The 18,593-nt window shown below is 73.5% G+C and carries 11 protein-coding genes and 1 pseudogene; 3 read left to right on the top strand and 9 right to left on the bottom strand.

The window, feature by feature from the left end; translation table 11 throughout:
• Positions 1-205 precede the first annotated feature (205 nt).
• Positions 206-1,750, top strand: coding sequence for a Na+/H+ antiporter (locus FHR36_RS11730; RefSeq protein ID WP_253796203.1), 1,545 nt, complete (start codon positions 206-208; stop codon positions 1,748-1,750).
• Positions 1,751-1,756: 6 nt separating this feature from the next.
• On the opposite strand, the gene FHR36_RS11725 is transcribed toward FHR36_RS11730, so the two are convergent.
• Positions 1,757-3,232, bottom strand: a complete 1,476-nt coding sequence (locus tag FHR36_RS11725; protein ID WP_253796202.1) for a GlnX family signal transduction membrane protein — start codon at positions 3,230-3,232, stop codon at positions 1,757-1,759.
• A 418-nt stretch (positions 3,233-3,650) separates the two neighbouring features.
• Between FHR36_RS11725 and FHR36_RS11720 the strand changes: the two genes are divergently transcribed.
• Positions 3,651-5,156, top strand: coding sequence for an outer membrane protein assembly factor BamB family protein (locus FHR36_RS11720; RefSeq protein ID WP_253796201.1), 1,506 nt, complete (start codon positions 3,651-3,653; stop codon positions 5,154-5,156).
• A 55-nt stretch (positions 5,157-5,211) separates the two neighbouring features.
• Here the strand turns inward: FHR36_RS11720 and FHR36_RS11715 are convergent, their stop codons facing one another.
• From FHR36_RS11715 to FHR36_RS11675, 8 genes and pseudogenes are all read right to left on the bottom strand, one after another.
• On the bottom strand, positions 5,212-5,886 hold the full coding sequence (locus FHR36_RS11715; RefSeq protein WP_253796200.1) for a response regulator: 675 nt from the start codon (positions 5,884-5,886) through the stop codon (positions 5,212-5,214).
• A complete protein-coding gene (locus FHR36_RS11710; RefSeq protein WP_253796199.1) occupies positions 5,883-8,477 on the bottom strand; it encodes a DUF4118 domain-containing protein in 2,595 nt (864 codons plus the stop codon). Before FHR36_RS11710 ends, FHR36_RS11715 begins: the two co-directional genes overlap by 4 nt.
• 369 nt (positions 8,478-8,846) lie before the next feature.
• Entirely contained in the window at positions 8,847-10,832 is a 1,986-nt protein-coding gene (locus FHR36_RS11705) for an APC family permease (protein ID WP_253796759.1), read from the bottom strand.
• A 234-nt stretch (positions 10,833-11,066) separates the two neighbouring features.
• Positions 11,067-13,559, bottom strand: coding sequence for an ATP-binding protein (locus FHR36_RS39260; protein ID WP_308199285.1), 2,493 nt, complete (start codon positions 13,557-13,559; stop codon positions 11,067-11,069).
• A 64-nt stretch (positions 13,560-13,623) separates the two neighbouring features.
• A pseudogene (lysA, locus tag FHR36_RS11690) lies at positions 13,624-14,999 on the bottom strand (diaminopimelate decarboxylase).
• A gap of 5 nt (positions 15,000-15,004) precedes the next feature.
• Positions 15,005-15,553 (bottom strand): Lrp/AsnC family transcriptional regulator, encoded by a 549-nt coding sequence (locus tag FHR36_RS11685; RefSeq protein WP_253796198.1) that lies wholly within the window; start codon positions 15,551-15,553, stop codon positions 15,005-15,007.
• Positions 15,550-15,888 carry an SAV_915 family protein gene (locus FHR36_RS11680; RefSeq protein WP_253796197.1) on the bottom strand — a complete coding sequence of 113 codons (339 nt, stop codon included), beginning with the start codon at positions 15,886-15,888 and terminating at the stop codon, positions 15,550-15,552. Before FHR36_RS11680 ends, FHR36_RS11685 begins: the two co-directional genes overlap by 4 nt.
• A gap of 33 nt (positions 15,889-15,921) precedes the next feature.
• The gene (locus FHR36_RS11675) at positions 15,922-16,125 is read right to left on the bottom strand and encodes a hypothetical protein (RefSeq protein ID WP_253796195.1); all 204 of its coding nucleotides are present in this window, start codon (positions 16,123-16,125) and stop codon (positions 15,922-15,924) included.
• Positions 16,126-16,408: 283 nt separating this feature from the next.
• Between FHR36_RS11675 and FHR36_RS11670 the strand changes: the two genes are divergently transcribed.
• On the top strand, positions 16,409-18,355 hold the full coding sequence (locus tag FHR36_RS11670; protein WP_253796194.1) for a potassium transporter Kup: 1,947 nt from the start codon (positions 16,409-16,411) through the stop codon (positions 18,353-18,355).
• Positions 18,356-18,593: the final 238 nt, after the last annotated feature.

Raw genomic sequence — 18,593 nt, 5'->3', positions numbered from 1 at the left:
TTCCGGCCGTCCTTACGCGTTCCTGTCGTTCGGCCCAGCCGTCCTGACGGATCACTGACGGCCTACCGCGATGCGACCGGCTGCTGCTGGACGCCGAAGAAGTCGATAAAATGGCCGCTACGGTGTGCCGGGAAGTCTGGTCGGCCGGGGGACGGACCGCGGCGACCGCCGTGGCGCCCCCGCGAACTGAGCTGGGGTTTCACGGATGCGCGCGGTCGGGGCAGTCCTCCTTCTCGTCGTCCTGGCCACCACGGTGGCCACCGGCGCCCGCCGATGGCGCATCCCGGCCCCTTCCCTGCTGGTCCTCGCCGGACTCGCCGTCGCCCTGATACCCGGGGCACCCGCCCTGCACATCGCCCCGGAGACCATCGGCCTGGTCGTGCTGCCCCCGCTGCTGTACGCCTCCGCCGAGGAACTCTCGCTGCGCGACCTGCGGTCGGTGTGGCGCCCGGTCACCGTCCTGGCCTTCGGCCTCGTCCTCGCCTCCGCCGCCCTCGTCGGAGCCCTCGCCGCCGCCCTGACCCCGCTGCCCGCCGCCATGGCCTTCGTCCTCGGTGCCGTGCTGGCCAGCACCGACCCCGTGGCGGTGACCGCGCTCGGCCGGCGGCTCGCCCTGCCCGGCCGGGTGCAGGTCCTGGTCCAGGCCGAGAGCCTGTTCAACGACGCCACCTCCCTCGTGCTCTTCCGGGTCGCCGTCACCGTCGCGGTCGCCTCCGGCACGGTGACCTGGCAGGCGGCCGGCGGCCAGTTCGCCCTGCTCGCGGGCGGGGGCAGCGCCATCGGGGTGGCGGTCGCGGGCGCCGTCACCCTCATCCGGCGCCGCACCACCGACCCGGTCCTGGAGACGGTGATTGCCCTGGTCACCCCGTACGGCGCCTACGTCCTCGCCGAGTCCGCCCACACGTCCGGCGTCACCGCCGTGGTCGTCGCCGGCGTCCTCCTCGGCCGCTCCGGCCACCGCCTCACCGACGCCCGGATCCGCCTCCAGCTGCACGCCGTGTACGCCGTCGTGGTCTTCCTCCTGGAGAGCGTCGTCTTCAGCATCGTCGGCCTGGAACTGCCCACCCTGGTCCGCGAACTCCCGGCCGGGAGCGGCATGTGGCCGTTGCAGGCCCTCGTCATCGCCGCCACCCTGATCGCCCTGCGCGTCCTGTGGATGCTTCCCCTCTCCGCCGCCGTCGGGCCCAGCCGGCGGCGGCCCTCCTGGCGCATCGCCACCGTGGTCAGCTGGGCCGGCACCCGCGGCGTCATGCCCCTCGCGGCGGCCCTGTCCATCCCGCTCGCCGCCGAGGACGGCAGCGGCCTCCCCGGACGTGCCCTGGTCCTGGTCCTCACCACCGCCGTCGTCGTCTTCACCCTGGTCGTCCAGGGACTGAGCCTGGCCCCCGTGGTGAACCGTTCCGGCCTCGCCCTCGAGCCCGAGCACACCGCCCGCGAGGAGGAACAGGCCCGGAAGGCCCTCACCCGCGCCGGCCTCGCCCACCTCGACCAGCTCGCCGACCTGGAGACCATCCCCGGGCACGTCGTCGACCGGGTCCGCCGCGGCCTGGAGGCCAAGCTCGAACACGACAACGAACCCGTCGCCGGCACCCCCGCACTCGTCGTCTACCGCGAACTGCGCCACGAGGTCATCGCCGTCCAGACCACCGAACTGCGCCGCCTCTACGACGACCACCGCATCAGCGACACCACCCGTCGCCAACTCCAACGCGACCTCGACCTCGAAGAGACCGGTCTCGGCACCGCCTGACGAGCGTCAGCGGTACTCGCGCAGGCGCGGGCGGACGCCGAGGACGGTCAGGGCGAGCGCGGCGGTCAGGGCGAGTGCTCCGGTGGCGGCGGTGGCCGCTCCGAGGTCGTCGTCGGCGGCGGCGACGGTCCGGTCGAAGGCGCCTTGGTTAATGGTGAGCACGTCCCCGAGGGCGTTGTCGAGGGCGGTGAAGTCGGCGTTGGACTGGCCGGCGGCGAGACCGGTGTTGAAGGTGACGGCGTCCTTGAGCCGGCCCTTGTCGAGCAGGTCGCGCATGACGCGGTCGTCCCGCTGGTACTGCTGGAACGCGGTCAGCACCCGCTCGGCGGCGTCCTGCTCGCCGGGGAAGGTGATGTTGCCGAGTTCCGCGCCGAGGAAGCCGCCGAACGGGACGGTGCGGTGGTCGGCGCGGTGCCGGTTCGCGGCCTGCGCCAGCCGCGCGTCGTACGTGGTGAGGGTGGCGCCGTCGAGCCGGGCGAAGGACTGGGTCTTGTCGAGGAAGGTCCGCTCGTACGCCCCGGCCCGGGCGGGGTCGGTGAGGTAACGGCTCTCGTCGGCGTTCATGTCGTACGCGGCGGCCCGGGCGCGGCTGAGGGCGAGCACGGAGTCGTAGGCGTTGGACTTCGCGACGGCCAGGTGGTCCTCCGCCCGGGAGACCAGGACGACTCCGGCGGTGAGGCCGGCGGCCAGCAGCAGCGTGGCGAGGGCGAGCGGTGGGTTGACCAGGCGCCGGAAGCGGACGGTCAGGATGCGCTGCAACACCGCGAGGGCGGCCAGCGCGAGGGCGCCGGTGCCGAGCATCCACCACCGGCCGGACGCCAGGTCGCCCTGCTGCGCCGCGTGGATCCGGTCCACGTCCGCGGAGTTGGCCGCGATGACCCGGTCGGCGGCGGGCAGGAGCTGTTGCCGGAGCAGGTCGGTGGCCTGCCGATACGCCTCCAGCGCCTCCGGCGAGGGCCGTCCGGCGGGGGCGTGCGCCTGCTCCTCCAGCAGCTGGGCGCGGGCCACCTGGGCTTCGTAGTGGCCGAGTTCACCGATCACGGTCTGGACGGCCTGCCGCCCGGCGGGGTCGTCGGCCGCCGCCTCCGCGGCGCGCTGGAGGTCGGTGTCGGCCTGGGTGCGCCGCTGCTCGTACGTGTCGAGGGTCTGCTTGCGCAGGCCGGCGTAGTCGGGGTCGGCGCCCAGCAGCAGCAGGTTGGCGGCCTGGGCGTCCATGTCGTTGAGCGCGAAGTACAGGTCGGCGGCGCGGACGGCCTGCGGGGCGGCGCGGTGGCCGATCGCGTCCATGCCGTCCCGGGCACCGCTCAGCACGAGCGCGGTGGCGGCGGCGCAGCCGAGCAGCGTGGTCAGGCAGAGCGCGGCAAGGCCTCGGACCAGGCGCGGGGTGTTCCACCAGGCGCGCGTGAGCTGGGGCGGGCGGCGGTGCGCCGGGCCCGGACGCGTGGCTCCCGCGTCCGGGCCCGGTACCTGTGGGTTCCCCACTGCCCAGGTGCGGGAAGCGCTCGGCCGAGCGGTCGGGCCGGTGGTTGCACCACGGTTCGCCACCCCCGGCGATCCGTCGTTCCTGCCCGGTGCGGTACCTCTGCCCGTCGTACCCGCTGCCATGGCCGCGCGTCCCCCTCCCCTTTTCACCTGGCCGCCGATGGGTGGTCGGTGAAGGTCTCCACCGGCGGGGACCCGGTCCTCCCTCCCCCACGGAGCGGGACCGCGTCCTCGCAGCTGACGCTAGGCCCGGCGGGGTGTCGATCAGGGCGGCCCTGACGCTTTCTTGACGCCCTGGCCCCGTGTCCTGACGCGTCCTTGGCGCCCGCTTCCCCGCGGGCGGGGAGCTTGTAGGCTTTCCGCGCCCGAACCGTCCCGCAGTCGCGCAGGCGGGTCGGCCTTCTCGGGGGAGACACGGATGGCGAACGCCGACATCGACGAAGCGGACGGGACGACGGCAGCGGCAGAGCAGCCGGGCGAACGGCGGAGCTGGTGGCGGCACGGCAGCGCCGGATCCTCCGCGGTCAAGTCCGGGGTCTGCGGCGCGATCACCGGCTTCTGCCTGGCCGTGACGGCCTCCGCCGCCGGGACCGGCCACGACTCGACCGCCGCTCTGCTGCTCTTCGCCGGTCTGTTTCTCGGCATTCCCCTGCTGGCCTGCCTCTGGTGGGCCCTCGAACGGCCCAGGGCCGGCCTGTCCGCCATGGCCGCCGCGGCCCTGCTGACCGCGGGGAGCGTTCCGCTCTGGGGCAACGCCGTGTTCGGCGGTCGCGACCTCGCGCCCCTCTGGCGGGTGGACACCGAACGACCGCTCGGCACGCAGGCGGTGGGCAGTTGGGCCGCCGGTGACCTGGTGGTGCGGGTGCGGCCGGACCGGGTCACCGCCTACCGGCTCGCGACCGGCGAGACCGCCTGGCAGTGGACACCGCCCGGCACGGACACCGTCTGCGCCATGAGCCGCGCCACCGGCCAGGGCATCGGCCTGCTCGGTCATGCCGCCCACGACCAGCCGTGCGCGGCCGCCGTCGCCCTCGACCTCGCGACGGGCGCTCCCCGCTGGACGGCCACCGTCGCGGCACCGGCCCGCGTCGGCGATCCGAGCGCTCCCGACCTGATCGCCGTGGCGGGCTCCACAGCCGTGCTCCAGGGCGCCGACGGCTGGCACGCCGCCGCCCTCGCCGACGGCCACGACCTGTGGCGCAGCACCACCGGCCCCGGCTGCTCCCCGCTGGCCGTCGCGGCCGGACCCGACGACGTCGTCACCGTCTCCCGCTGCGGTACGGACGCACCCGTGCTCCGCGAACTCGCTGCCGGTGACGGCAGCGAGCGGCTGCGCACCGCGCTCCCCGTCAGCAGCGACCTGACCCACCTGGCCGTCCTGGCCACCGCGCCGCTGACGGTCTGGGTCGACGAGGCCGCCGAGCGGGGCACCCATGCGGTGATCGGCTTCGACGCGGCGGGCCGTGCCGCCGCGACGATCCCGGTGGTGGACGAGTACACCCTGGACGTCGCTCTCGGCGGCTTCGGCGCTTTCACCGCCCGTCCCTCGTACGGGGCCGTCGTGGCGGACGGCCTGCTGCTGGTCCCGGCGGAGAAGCCCGGCGACGTGGTCGTCAACGCCAAGTCCCGTTCCACGAAGGGCCGGGTCGTCGCCTACTCGCTGGCCGACGGCCGCCGGCAGTGGACCGCCGACCTGGACGATCGGGTGCGCGGTCTGGCCGTGGACGGCGACTCGGTCTGGGTCCTGACCGGCCGGAGCCTCGTCCGCCTCACCGCCGCGACCGGACACCGGACCGTCGAGCGGGACGCCGGCAGCGGCCCCGCCGCGGCGGCCCCGGGCGACCTCTGGGCGTTCGACAGGCGGTTCGTCTTCGTCGAGGTGGACGGCACCGACGGGCGGTCGCCCGCCTTCGCCTTCGGCTGAAGCAGCACCGCCGGACACCGTCGCAGCGGAGAACCACGACGCACGGCGTGCCGGGTCAGGCCTCGAAGCGGTAGCCGATGCCGGGTTCGGTGATCAGATGGCGGGGGCGGGTGGGGTCGGGTTCGAGCTTGCGGCGCAGGCCGGCGAGGTAGACCCGCAGGTAGTTGCCGTGGTTCTCCGCCTCGGGACCCCAGATCTCGCGGAGCATCTGCTTCCCGGGCACCAGTCGCCCCGGGCTGGCGAGCAGCAGGCGAAGGATCTTCCACTCGGTGGGGGTGAGCCGGACCGGGCCGTCGGGCCCGGTCACCACGGCGGCGGCGAGGTCCACGGTGTGCTCGCCGACGGCGATCCTGGCCGGGGCGGCCTCTCCGGCGGGGCGGCGCAGGACCGCGCGCATCCGGGCGAGCAGTTCCTCCATGACGAAGGGCTTGGTCAGGTAGTCGTCGGCGCCGGCGTCGAGGGCGTCGACCTTGTCGTAGGCGTCGGTGCGGCCGGAGAGCACGATGATCGGCACCGCGCTCCAGGCCCGCAGGCCCCGGATGATGTCCATGCCGTCGAGGTCGGGCAGGCCGAGGTCGAGCAGCACCACGTCGGGCGGGGTCCGGCCGGCGGACTCCAGGGCCTCGCTGCCGGTGGCGGCGGTGAGCACCGAGTAGCGCCGCGCGTGGAGGTTGATCTTCAGGGTCCGCAGCATCTGCGGTTCGTCGTCCACGACGAGGATCCGGGTCACTCCCCCGTCCCTCCTTCTTCGTCATCGGGCAGGTCGGGTGCGGGCGGTCCGCCCGCCGGCGGTTCGGCCGCGGGCAGGGTGAGGAGCATGGTGGTGCCGCCGCCGGGGGTGTCCTCGACCTCCAGGGAGCCGCCCATGGCCTCGGCGAGGCCGCGGGAGAGCGCGAGGCCGAGGCCGACGCCGGTGGTGTTGTCGGTGTCGCCGAGGCGCTGGAACGGGAGGAAGACCCGGTCGCGGTCCTCGGGCGCGATGCCGGGGCCGCGGTCGATGACCCGGATCTCCACCCGCTCCAGGTGGTGACTGGCCGCCACCAGCACGGGCGCGCCCGGGGCGTTGTACCGCAGCGCATTGGTGAACACGTTGGCCAGCACCCGTTCCAGCAGGGGCGGGTCGGCGAGCACGGGCGGCACGGCGTCGAGGTCGAGCGGCTGGACCGGTGCGTATCCGTCGAGCAGGGAGTCGAGCGCGCGGGGCAGCACGTCCTCGAGGTTGGTGGGTCCGAGGTGCAGGGTGAGGGCGCCGGCCTGCAGGCGGCTCATGTCGAGCAGGTTCTCCACCAGGCGGGTGAGCTTGACCAGCGACTCGTCGGCGGTGGCGAGGAGTTCGTCCCGGTCCTCGTCGGAGAACTCCACGTCCGGGCTGCGCAGCGAGCCGACCGAGGCGAGGGCCACGGCCAGCGGCGTGCGCAGGTCGTGGCTGACGGCGGCGAGCAGGGCGGTGCGCATCCGGTCGGCGGCCTTGATCGGCTCGACCTCGGCGGCGACGGTGGCGAGGCGGTCGCGCTCCAGGGCGGCGGCGATGTGGGCGACGAAGGCGATCAGCACCCGCTGGTCGGCGGCCGGCAGTCTCCGCCCGGTGAGGATCAGCACGGTGGTCTTGCCGACGGGGAGTTCGGTGACCGTACGGTCCGGGGCCGGGGCGTCCCCGGGCACCGGCCGGGTCGTGCCCCAACGGGCAATGGTGTCCCTGCCGACCGCATCCAGCAGAGCGACGGATTCGAGCGCGAAGGCGGTGCCGGTCCGCTCCAGCAGGGCGGGTACGGCGTCGGCGCCACGCAGCACGCTGCCGGCCAGGGTGGAGAGGGTCTCGGCCTCGGCCGTCGCCCGGGCCGCCCGCTGGGTGAGCCGGGCTGCCCGGTCGACCACGGTCGAGACGGCGAGCGCGACGACCGCGAAGACCAGCAGGGCGATGACGTTGTTGGGTTCGCCGATGGTGAAGGTGTGGACGGGCGGGATGAAGTAGTAGTTGAGCAGCAGCGAGGCGACCAGGGAGGCCAGCAGCGCGGAGGTCGCCCCGCCGAGCAACGCCACACCGACGACGCCCAGTTGGAAGATCAGTGCATCCGTCGTCAGGTTCACCTGGGAGTGGAACTGCGCGAGGACCGCGGTCAGCAGGGTCGGTACCGCCACGCCGGCCAGGTATCCGGCGACGGTGCGCCGGGTGGAGTGCCGGCGGCCGAGGGAGGGGAGCCGGCCGCGGCCGGTGAACGCGTGGGTGACCATGTGGACGTCGATGTCCTCGGAGCCGTCCACCGTGGTCTGCCCGGTGCCGGGACCGGTGAGGAAGCGGTTGATCCGGCCCCGGCGGCTGGTGCCCAGCACGAGCTGGGTGGCGTCGTGCGCGCGGGCGAAGGCCAGCAGGGCGCTCGGGATGTCGTCACCGACCACCACGTGGTAGCTGCCGCCCAGGCTCTCCACCAGCTGCCGCTGCTCGGCCAGCGCCCCAGGCGAGGCCCCGGCCAGCCCGTCGCTGCGCGTCACGTGCACGGCCAGCAGATCTCCGCCCGCCGTACGGTCGGCGATCCGGGCGGCCCGCCGGATGAGGGTCTCGCCCTCGGGTCCACCGGTCAGCGCGACGACGACGCGTTCGCGGGTCTCCCAGACCCGGTCGATGTTGTGGCTGGCCCGGTAGTCGCGCAGTCCCTCGTCCACCCGGCCGGCCACCCAGAGCAGGGCCAGTTCGCGCAGGGCGGTCAGATTGCCGACCCGGAAGTAGTTGGAGAGCGCGGCGTCCACCTTCTCGGCCTTGTAGACGTTTCCGTGGGCCATCCGGCGGCGCAGCGCCTGCGGCGCCATGTCCACCAGCTCGATCTGGTCCGCGCGGCGCACCACCTCGTCCGGGACGGTCTCGCGCTGCGGAATGCCGGTGATCTTCTGCACCACGTCGTTCAGCGACTCCAGGTGCTGGATGTTGACCGTGGTGATGACGTCGATCCCGGCGGTGAGCAGATCCTCGACGTCCTGCCAGCGCTTGGCGTTGCGCCCGCCGGGGATGTTGGTGTGCGCGAGCTCGTCCACCAGGGCGACGGCGGGCCTGCGCGCCAGGACCGCGTCCACATCCATCTCCGGGAACTCGGTGTCCCGGTAGCTGCGGGTCAGCCGCGGCACCGTCTCCAGACCCTGCAGCATGTTCTCGGTGTGCCGCCGGCCGTGGCACTCGATGAACCCGACCACCACGTCCGCACCCCGGTCGCGTCTGCGCCGGGCCTCGTCGAGCATCCGGTACGTCTTGCCGACGCCCGGGGCCGATCCGAGGTACACCCTCAACTGCCCCCGGCGGACGGCGGTGCCGGGGCTGAGGTCACGGGACATGGGCGCTGCTCTCTCGAGGTAGGGCGACCGGGTGCGGGTACTGCATGGTCAGCGTTCCGGCGGAGTGCGGTGTTCCGCTCAGCGGACACCGGATTCGGCGGATCGACCCGGGCGCGGGATCTTCTCTCGCGGCCCGGGTCGGTTGCCGAGCGGGTGATCCTCGGCGGAGACCGGCGACAGCAGCAAATCAGCCGGTCGGGACCGACTTCGGTTTCCTGACGCCCTCCATACGGGTGGGCCCACAACATTGACGGGACCTTGACGCCCTCGTCATACGCACGGCAGCCCGGCAGCACGGCTGGACCGGCTCGTGCCGATGGCCCCCACGCGACAGCGGGTGCTGTCGCGTGGGGGCCATCCCGTTCACCGTCAGACCCGCTCGGGCTCGGCGGTCCCCTTCACCGGTGCCGGTTCGCCGCGGCGCATGGCGCCGGGGGCGCGGCGGGCCGGGCGGTCGGCCCGCGGGGCCGAGGCGAGTTGCCAGGGCACGCTGATCACCATCACGCCGGGCGTGAACAGCAGCCGGGACTTCAGCCACAACGCCGACTGGTTGTGCAGCAGGTGCTCCCACCAGTGGCCCACCACGTACTCCGGGATGAACACCGCGACCGCCTCCCGCGGACTGGCTCTGCGGTACTCCCGGACGTAACTCACGACCGGCTTGGTGATCTCCCGGTACGGCGAGTCCAGCACCTTCAACGCCACCTCGATCCCGTACGCGTCCCACTGCGCCCGCAACTCGTCGGTGGCGTCCTTCTCCACCGCCACCGTCAGCGCCTCCAGCGTGTCGGGGCGGAACGCCTGCGCGTAGCCGAGCGCCCGCAGGGTCGCCTTGTGCAGCTTGGAGACCAGCACCACGCCGTGCACCCGGGTCGGCTTGGCCGACTCCTCCGCCGGGTCCTCGACCGCCAACTCGGAGGACACCGCGTCGTAGTGGCGGCGGATGCCGCGCATCATCGCCCACAGCGCCACCGCGGCCAGCACCGCCAGCCAGGCGCCCTGGGTGAACTTGGTGATCAGCACGATCACCAGCACCAGCGCCGTCGTCACCGCACCCAGCCCGTTGATCACCCGCGACCGCTGGGCCGCGCCGCGGACCGCCGGGTCGCTCTCGGTCGCCAGGGCGCGGTTCCAGTGCCGGACCATGCCGATCTGCGACAGCGTGAAGGAGGTGAACACGCCCAGGATGTACAGGTGGATCAGGCTGGTGACGTCCGCCTTGTAGAACCACAGCAGGCCGCCGGCCACCACGGCGAGGGCGATGATGCCGTTCGAGAACGCCAGCCGGTCGCCGCGGGTGTGCATCTGCCGCGGCAGGTACCGGTGCTGGGCCAGGATCGAGGCCAGCAGCGGGAAGCCGTTGAACGCCGTGTTCGCCGCCAGGATCAGCACCAGCGCCGTCACGGCCTGGATGAAGTAGAACAGGATGCTGTTGTCGCCGCCGAGGAACGTCGAGGCCAGCTGCGCGATCACCGTCTGCTGCGTGTACGTCGAGCAGTCACCCGCCAGACCGCTCAACTGGCAGGCGTCGTCGACGTAGTGCACGTTCGACGTCATCGCCAGCACCGTCACGCCGATGAACATCACCACCGCCAGGATGCCCATCGCACTCATCGTGCTCGCCGCGTTCCGCGACTTCGGCGCCCGGAACGCCGGGACGCCGTTGGAGATCGCCTCCACCCCGGTGAGCGCGGTGCACCCCGACGCGAACGCCCGCAGGCCCAGCATCAGCAGACCGAGGCCCGCGAGGTTGTCACCACCCTCGGCGGGGTGGATCCCGAACGCGGCGGTCGGCGCCTGCGGATCGTCCCCGAACACCACCCGGACCAGACCGGTCACCACCATCAGCAGAATGCCGCCGATGAACAGATACGTCGGCGCGGCGAACGCCCGCCCCGACTCCCGCACCCCGCGCAGGTTCATCGCCGTCAGCAGCACCACGAACCCCACCGCCAGCGCCACCCGGTAACCCGCCAGGCCACCGAACGCCGAGATGATGTTGTCCACCCCCGACGCCACCGACACCGCGACCGTCATCACGTAGTCGACCAGCAGCGACGCCGCCACCACCAGACCCGCGTTCGCCCCGAGGTTCTTCGACACCACCTCGTACGAGCCACCGCCCGACGGGTAGGCGTGCACCACCTGCCGGTAGGACATCACCACCACCGCCATCAGCGCGACCACGCCCGCCGCGATCCACGGCGTCAGGGTCAGGAAGGCGGTACCGCCCACCGTCAACACCAGCAGAATCTCACCGGTCGCGTACGCGACGGACGACAACGGGTCGGAAGCGAAGATCGGCAACGCCAACCGCTTGGGCAACAGCGTCTCGCCCAGCTCCTCGCTGCGCATGGCCTTGCCGATCACGAGACGCTTGAGCGCCTGGGGAGCATTGAACACGTATGCGAGAGTAGGGCGCCCGGGCGCCGGGAAAACCGCCCGGGAAGATGCCACCGGGCACCCTCATGCCGGGCATTTACGCAGGTCAGAGGGGTAGACATCGACCGTCCACCACCTCCGGCGGGGGCGTTAGGACGGTCGTTAAGGAATCGTCAATATCTCCCCCCTAGTCGACAATTCGGACAATTAGGAACCCCCGGACGGGTGCCGGCGATCCACCGTACGCAGAGCGAAGACGAAGGTGGCGCCGCCGCCCGGGGTCTCCTCGAAGTCCAGTTCGCCGCCCATCGCCTCGACGAAGGCCTTGGCCACCACCAGTCCGAGCCCGGCTCCCGGGCCGGACCGTGAACCGGTCGGCTCGAACAGGCGCTCCCGTTCCTCGGCCGGCACGCCGGGGCCGTGGTCGATGACCCGCAGGTCGACCCGCCCGGCGACGGCGCCCGCGTCCACGGTCACCGTCGCGCCCGGCGGCGACCAGGTCCTGGCATTGGCCAGCACGTTGGCCAGGGCACGCTCCAGCAGACCCGGGTCGGCCTCCACCGCCGGAAGGCCGTCGCCGACCGCCACGGCAAGGCCCGCCCGCCCCCCGGGCAGGCTGTCGGCGGCGGACCGCACCACTTCCGCCACGGCCACTGGCCGGACCTCCACCGGCATCCGGCCCGCCGTCAGCCGGCTCAGGTCGAGCAGGTTGTCGACGACGTGGCCCAGCCGGCCGGACTCCTCCTCGATCTCCGCCGCCTCGCCACGTCCTGCGCCGAGCCGCGCCGATGCTGCCCGGATCGCCGCCAGCGGACCGCGCACATCGTGGGCGACCGCCTCCAGCAGGGTGGTGTGCAGCGCGTCGGTGCGGGCGATCGCCTCGGCGGTCGCCGCCTGGCCGACCAGGCGCTCCCGCTCCTCCGCCAGCCGCAGCTGGGTGACGAACGGACCGAGCAGCCGCAGGTTCTCCTCACTGAGCGGCGGCCCGGCCAGCACCAGCATCGCGCCCTGGTCGCACTCCGCTGCGAACGGCGCGTCCTCGGGCCTGGCAGGCAGGGGCGAGCCGCTGGCGGCGACCGTCCGCCAGCCGTCCACGGTCGGCACCATGATCCCGGCCGCGTCCTGCCCGAACGTCCGCCGCAGCTCCGTCAGCAGGTGCGGCAGCGAGCGTCCGGTGGTCCGGACGCTCTCCCCCGCCAGCCGTGCCAGTGCCTGGGCCTCCGCCCGCGCCCGGGACGCCTCCTGGGAGTGGCGGGCCAAGCCGTCGATCACATGGCTGACGATCCCGGCGACGGCCAGGAACACCACCAGGGCCGCCCCGTCCGCCACCCGGTCGACGGCGAGGCTGTGCCACGGCGAGGTGAAGAAGAAGTCCGCGGCCAGCGCGGCTGCCGCCGTCGTCCCGGCCGCCGGTGCCAGGCCCCCGAGCCGGGCCACCCCGGCCACCACCAGCAGCAGGGCCAGCAGCGCCCCGGACAGCCCGAGCGAGTCGCGCAACGGCGACAGCGCCGCCGCGAGCGCGACCGCCCCGGCCGGTCCGAGCAGCCACCCCGCCCGGCGCCGCCGCGCAGGCAGCCGGGCCGGACGCCGCCGACGGGGCCCGGCCGGAAGGGCGACCTGCGCGGAGTCGGGCGGCGGCAGCACCCGGACGTCGATCGGACCGGCCATCCGGATCACCCGGTTGATCACCGAGCCGCCCACCAGTTCCCGCAGGCGCGAGCGGCTGGTCGGCCCCAGCAGGATCTGGGTGGCGCTCTCCGCCCGCGCGAACTCCACCAGCGAACGCGCGACGTCCGTCCCGCCGACTTCGACGTACGTGCCGTGCAGCTCGCGCAGCAGCCGGCGCTGCGTCTCCAGTCCGGGTGGCTCGCCGCCCGCGGTGCCGTCGTCCGGCCGGACGTGGACGCCGAGCAGGTCTCCGTGCACCCGGGTCGCGGTCCGGGCGCCGCGGCGGATCAGGTGCTCGCCCTGCGGGGCGCCGTCCAGGGCGACCAGGATCCGCTCCTTGGTCTCCCACGGCGCCCGGATGCCGTGCCTGGCCCGGTAGTCGGCCAGCTCCTCCTCCACCCGGTCGGCCAGCCACAGCAGCGCCAGTTCGCGCAGCGCGCCGAGGTTCCCGGCCCGGAAGTAGTTGTCGAGTGCCACGTCGATCCGGTCCGCCGGGTAGACGTCGCCCTCCTCCATCCGGGTGCGCAGTGCCTGCGGGCTCAGGTCGACCAGCTCGATCCGATCGGCGGCACGGACCACCGCGTCAGGGATCTGCTCGCGCTGGACGATGCCGGTGATCTGCTCCACCACGTCGTTCAGCGACTCCAGGTGCTGGATGTTCAGCGTGGTCGCCACGTCGATCCCGGCCCGGAGCAGCTCCCACACGTCCTGCCACCGCTTCGGGTTGCGACTGCCGGGGACATTGCTGTGCGCCAGCTCGTCCACCAGGGCCAGGGCCGGCCGACGGGCCAGCAGCCCGTCCAGGTCCAGCTCCGTCAGTTCCATCCCCCGGTAGTGCACCGCCCGGCGGGGCAGCACCGGCAGCCCGGTCAGCTGTTCCTCGGTGCCGCTCCGCCCGTACGTCTCGACCAGGCCGACCACCGCGTCCAGCCCGCCCGCACGGAGCCGCCGCGCCTCGGCGAGCATGGCAAAGGTCTTCCCCACCCCGGGCGCCGCGCCCAGGAACACCCGCAGCTTCCCGCGAACCGCCACCAGTCACCTACCGACGAGCCGGGCACCTCACCCCCATCATGCGCCGTCGCCCGGTCCCGGCCGCTCAGCGTCCGACCTCGCGCGCCCGGAAGTCCTCGACGGTCTCGCGGCGGATGAGGAGCCGGATCCGCCCGTCGCGGACGGCGGCGACGGCGGGGCGGCCGACGAGGTTGTACGCGGAGGCCATCGAGACCTGGTAGGCGCCGGCCGCCGGGACGGCCAGCAGGTCGCCGGGGCGCAGGTCGGCCGGGAGTTCGGCGTCGCGGACCAGGACGTCGCCCGCCTCACAGTGCCGTCCGACCACGTCGAAGCGGGCGGTGGGGGCCGTCGCGGGCCGGCCGACGGGGCGTACGTGGTAGGTGGACCCGTACAGCGCGGGGCGGGGGTTGTCGCTCATGCCGCCGTCGACGGCCGCGAACGCCCGTCCGTCGGCGCCGTGCTTCACCGCGAGGACCCGGTAGAGGGCCACCGCGGCGGGCCCCGCGATCGCCCGTCCGGGCTCGACCAGCAGCCGGGGGACGGCGAGACCCCGCTCGGCGCAGCGGGCGGCGAGCCGGGCGGTGGTGTCGGCGGCGAACCGGACCGGACCGGGTCGAGTTCGGCGTCCCCGGGGAGGTAGCGGACGCCGTGGCCGCCGCCCAGGTCGAGTTCCGGCAGTTCGACGCCGTGCCGGTCGCGGATCCCGGCCAGCAGGTCGACCAGGCGGTCCAGGGCGGCCAGGTAGGGACCGGTGTCGGTGATCTGGGAGCCGAGGTGGCAGTGCAGGCCGACCAGCCGCAGGCCCGGCTGGGCCAGGACGCGGTCGATCGCCTCGGCCGCGTCCCCGCCCGTGATCGGGAAGCCGAACTTCTGCCCGGCGACGCCGGTCCGCACGGCGCGGTGGTGTCCGGCGGCGACCCCGGGGACCACGCGCACCAGCACGCGCTGCGGGGTGTCGGCGACGGTGAGGGCGGCGAGCCGGGGGATCTCGGCCAGGTTGTCGACGACGATCCGGCCGACCCGCAGCCGGTGGGCAAGCCGGAGTTCCTCCGGGGTCTTGGCATTGCCGTGCAGCAGGATCCGCTCGGGCGGGAAGCCCGCACCGGCGGCCAGGCGCAGCTCGCCGGCCGAGCAGACGTCGAGCCCGAGGCCTTCGTCGGCGATCCACTCGGCCATGGCGGTGCACAGGAAGGCCTTGGCCGCGTAGTGCACGTCGGCCTGCGGCAGGGCCCGCCGCCAGGCCCGGGCGCGAGCGCGGACCTCGCCCTCGTCCAGGACGTACAGCGGGGTGCCGAACCGGTCGGCGGCCTCGGCGAGGTCGACGCCGCCGACCAGGAGGCCGCTGCCGCGAGCGGGCCGCGCGGACGCGGGCCAGGGGCTGCCGAGCGGCCGGGGAACGTCCCGTTCGGCGGTCGGCCGGGGCACCTCGGACGGGCGGTCGACGGCGGGGAGGCCGGGCATGGTGGTCATGACGGGGTGCTCCTGCTCAGAACGGGACCGGACGGTGTGCGGACCGCGGCGCGCACGGGCTCATCGGGCGACGGGTGCTCGTAGCCGGCCTCGGGCGCCGGCGCGGGCGCGAGCCTGCGCAGGACCAGTTCCACCTGGACGCGGGCGGGTCCGGCGTGGCGCAGTTCGGCGACGACGGCGTGCAGTTCACGCTGGTCGGTGCAGGCGAGCTGGAGTTCGAGGTCGGCTTCGCCGGCCAGCGCCAGCCCGGACTGGACGGCCGGATGGCGGGCGGCCAGGCGGTCGAAGTCGAGCGGTTCGGGGCCGTAGCGGACCCGGACCACCGCCTGGAGCGGACGGCCCAGGATGTCGGGGTCGATCTCGGCCCGGACGGCGGTCAGCGCGCCGCTCGCGGCGAGCCTGCGGAGTCGGGCACCGACCGCGGTCTCGCTGAGGCAGAAGCGGCGGGCGAGCGTACTGGCGCGGGTGCGGCCGTCGGCGCGCAGGGCGCGCAGCAGGGCGAGGTCCACGTCGTCGAGCTGGTACGGGGACTGGTGCCGCGTCACCGCTGGTGCTCCAGTCGGCGCTCGGCGTCGGACGCGGTCGGTACGCGGCCGCGGGTCCCTGCCGGGGGTGCGACGAGCGCGGGGTCGAGGACCAGGTGGTGGACGCCGAGCGGCTCGGTGAGTTCGCGCAGGGCCGGCTCGGTGAGCTCCGCCGACTCCTGGTCGGCCCCCAGCAGGGCGTGCAGTGCCTTCGCGGTGCTGAAGGCGACCGCGCAGCGGCTGCCGTCGCGGTGCCGGAAGAGTCGCAGCACCTGCGCCGTTCCGACGGTGCGGACCGGAACGTGACGCAGTCCGTGTTCGTGGGGGTCGTCCGCTGCCCCGCCTTCGGTGATCATCGCGCTCTCCGCAGTGGATCCGGCGACGCGACGTCAGTCGGCGTAGTACATGGCATACCGGCAGTGGGCGGCCGGGCGGCTGTCCTGCTCACCCGCAGGGTCCTGCGGCTCCTGCGCACTCCTGACGGCCCGGGGGTCGAAGACCGTCCCGCTCAGCAGCCTGCGAAGTGCCGCGTCCTCCCGTGCGGCACGCGGTCCGCGGTCCGCGGGCCCCGCGACGACCTGGTGGTCGATCATGGCTCATCGCTTCCTTCCGGTGGTGGCGAGGACCTCGGCCGGTCCCGCCCGCAGCTCCAGTGCAGCGTCTCCGTCCCTCGACCGCACCAGGCCTTGACGCAGGGGCTACGCGGATCGGGCCCGCGTTGACGGAACGCTGACGCCGAGTGCACCGGCAGGCCCGACCCTGCGACACCACACGAGCGGCGCCGCCTGCCGCCGGTCGGACAAAACGATCGGTAGTCTCCGCTCCACCGGGCCACATCCCGCACCACCCGACCCGCGGCAGCGCAGGAGGATCACCATGGCCGATCGCGATTCCGCCGCCCGGCCGGCGGGAGCCGGCCACGGGCTCGCGCACGACTCGGCGCGCCTCGGGCTCGTGGTCGGCGCGCTCGGCGTGGTCTTCGGCGACATCGGGACCAGCCCGATCTACACCCTCCAGACCGTGTTCAACCCGGACGACCCGCACCCGGTGCCGGTCTCCACGGAGAACGTGTACGGGGTGGTGTCGCTGGTCTTCTGGTCCGTGGTGATCATCGTCCTGGTCACGTACGTGCTGCTGGCGATGCGCGCCGACAACGACGGCGAGGGCGGCATCATGGCGCTGATCACCCTGCTGCGCCGGTCGGCCTCCCGACGAGGGCGAAGAACGACCCTCGTGCTGTCCGCACTCGGCATCTTCGGCGCGTCCCTGTTCTTCGGCGACAGCATGATCACCCCGGCGATCTCGGTGCTGTCCGCCGTCGAGGGCCTCAAGGTGGTCGAACCGTCCCTGGAGGACGCGGTGGTGCCGATCACCGCGGCGATCATCGTGGTGCTGTTCCTGGTCCAGCGAAGGGGGACCGCCGCGGTCGGCCGGGTGTTCGGGCCGGTGATGATCGTCTGGTTCACCGCCATCGGCGCCTGCGGCATCTCCGGCATCACCGACCACCCCCAGATCCTCCGGGCCCTGTCACCCAGCTACGCGCTGGGCTTCCTGTTCGGCCACTTCGGCACCGCCTTCTTCGCCCTCGCCGCCGTCGTCCTCGCGGTCACCGGCGCCGAGGCGCTCTACGCCGACATGGGCCACTTCGGCCGCCGCTCCATCACCCGCGGCTGGCTGTTCCTGGTCTTCCCCGCCTGCGTCCTCAGCTACCTCGGCCAGGGCGCGCTGATCCTGGCCGACCCGGCCAACATCAGCGGCCCGTTCTTCCTGCTGGTGCCCGGCTGGGGACGCTGGCCGATGATCCTGCTGGCCACCGCCGCCACCGTGATCGCCTCCCAGGCGGTGATCACCGGCGCGTACTCGGTCGCCTCCCAGGCCGCCCAGCTCGGCTACCTGCCGCGCCTGCGCATCGCGTACACCTCCGAGTCGACCATGGGTCAGATCTACGTCCCGTGGATCAACTGGCTGCTGATGGTCTCCGTCCTCACCCTGGTCTTCGCCTTCCGCAGCTCCGCGGCGCTCGCCTTCGCCTTCGGCATGGCGGTCACCGGCACCATCACCATCACCACCCTGCTGTTCTTCTACGTCGCCCGGGCCCGCTGGGGCACACCCAAGTGGCTGGTCGCCATCGGGGCGACGGTGCTGCTCTTCGTCGACCTGCTGTTCGTGGCCGCCAACGCGACCAAGCTGCTGCACGGCGCCTGGCTCCCGCTGCTGATCGGCATCACCGCGTTCACCGTCATGACGACCTGGCAGCGCGGCCGCGAGATCGTCACCGCGGAGCGCGGCCGGCACGAAGGCTCGCTGCGCGAATTCGTCGACGACCTGCACAGCGGCCGGGTACGGGCGCAGAAGGTCCCCGGCACGGCGGTCTTCCTCAACCGGGGCAAGCAGACCGCCCCGCTCGCCATGCGGGCCAACGTCGAGCACAACCACGTCCGGCACGACCAGGTCGTCATCCTGTCCATCGAGACCGAGACCGTGCCCCGCGTCCCGGCCGAGCGGCGGATCCTGGTCGACGACCTCGGCTACGCGGAGGACGGGATCATCCACGTCACCGCCCGGTTCGGCTACATGGAGACCCCGGACGTGCCCGGCACGCTCGCGCTGCTCGACCCGGCCGTGACCGAGGGGCGGGTGGAGGTCGACCAGGCGTCCTACTTCCTGTCCACGATCGAACTCCGGCGCGGCCAGGAACCGACCATGGCGCCCTGGCGCAAGCGGCTGTTCGTCGCCACCTCCTACATCACGGCCGACGCCGCCGAGTACTTCGGCCTGCCCCGCGACCGCACGATCATCATGGGCTCCCACATCGAGGTGTAGCCGCCGTTGGCACCACCGGCGGACACGGCGTGGCGTTTCTCACGCCCGCTCCTTCCGTACCGCCCGACGCCCCGACACCGGCCGTCGGCCCGCCCCCAGTTCCGGCGTTCCGCGCGGGAGACGGTGGCCTGCCACAGCGGGCCCCTGCGATAGTCGGGCCGTCGCGACCTCCGGTTCCAGCCTTCCGCCGTGATGCGTGACACATGGGCCGTACCCGACCCATCGGGCCCGGATCCGG

It is taken from the genome of Kitasatospora cinereorecta (assembly GCF_024172095.1).
Lineage (GTDB): Bacteria > Actinomycetota > Actinomycetes > Streptomycetales > Streptomycetaceae > Kitasatospora > Kitasatospora cinereorecta.
Note: the sequence above shows the minus strand (reverse complement) of the source record. Positions and strands in the feature narration are given on the sequence as shown.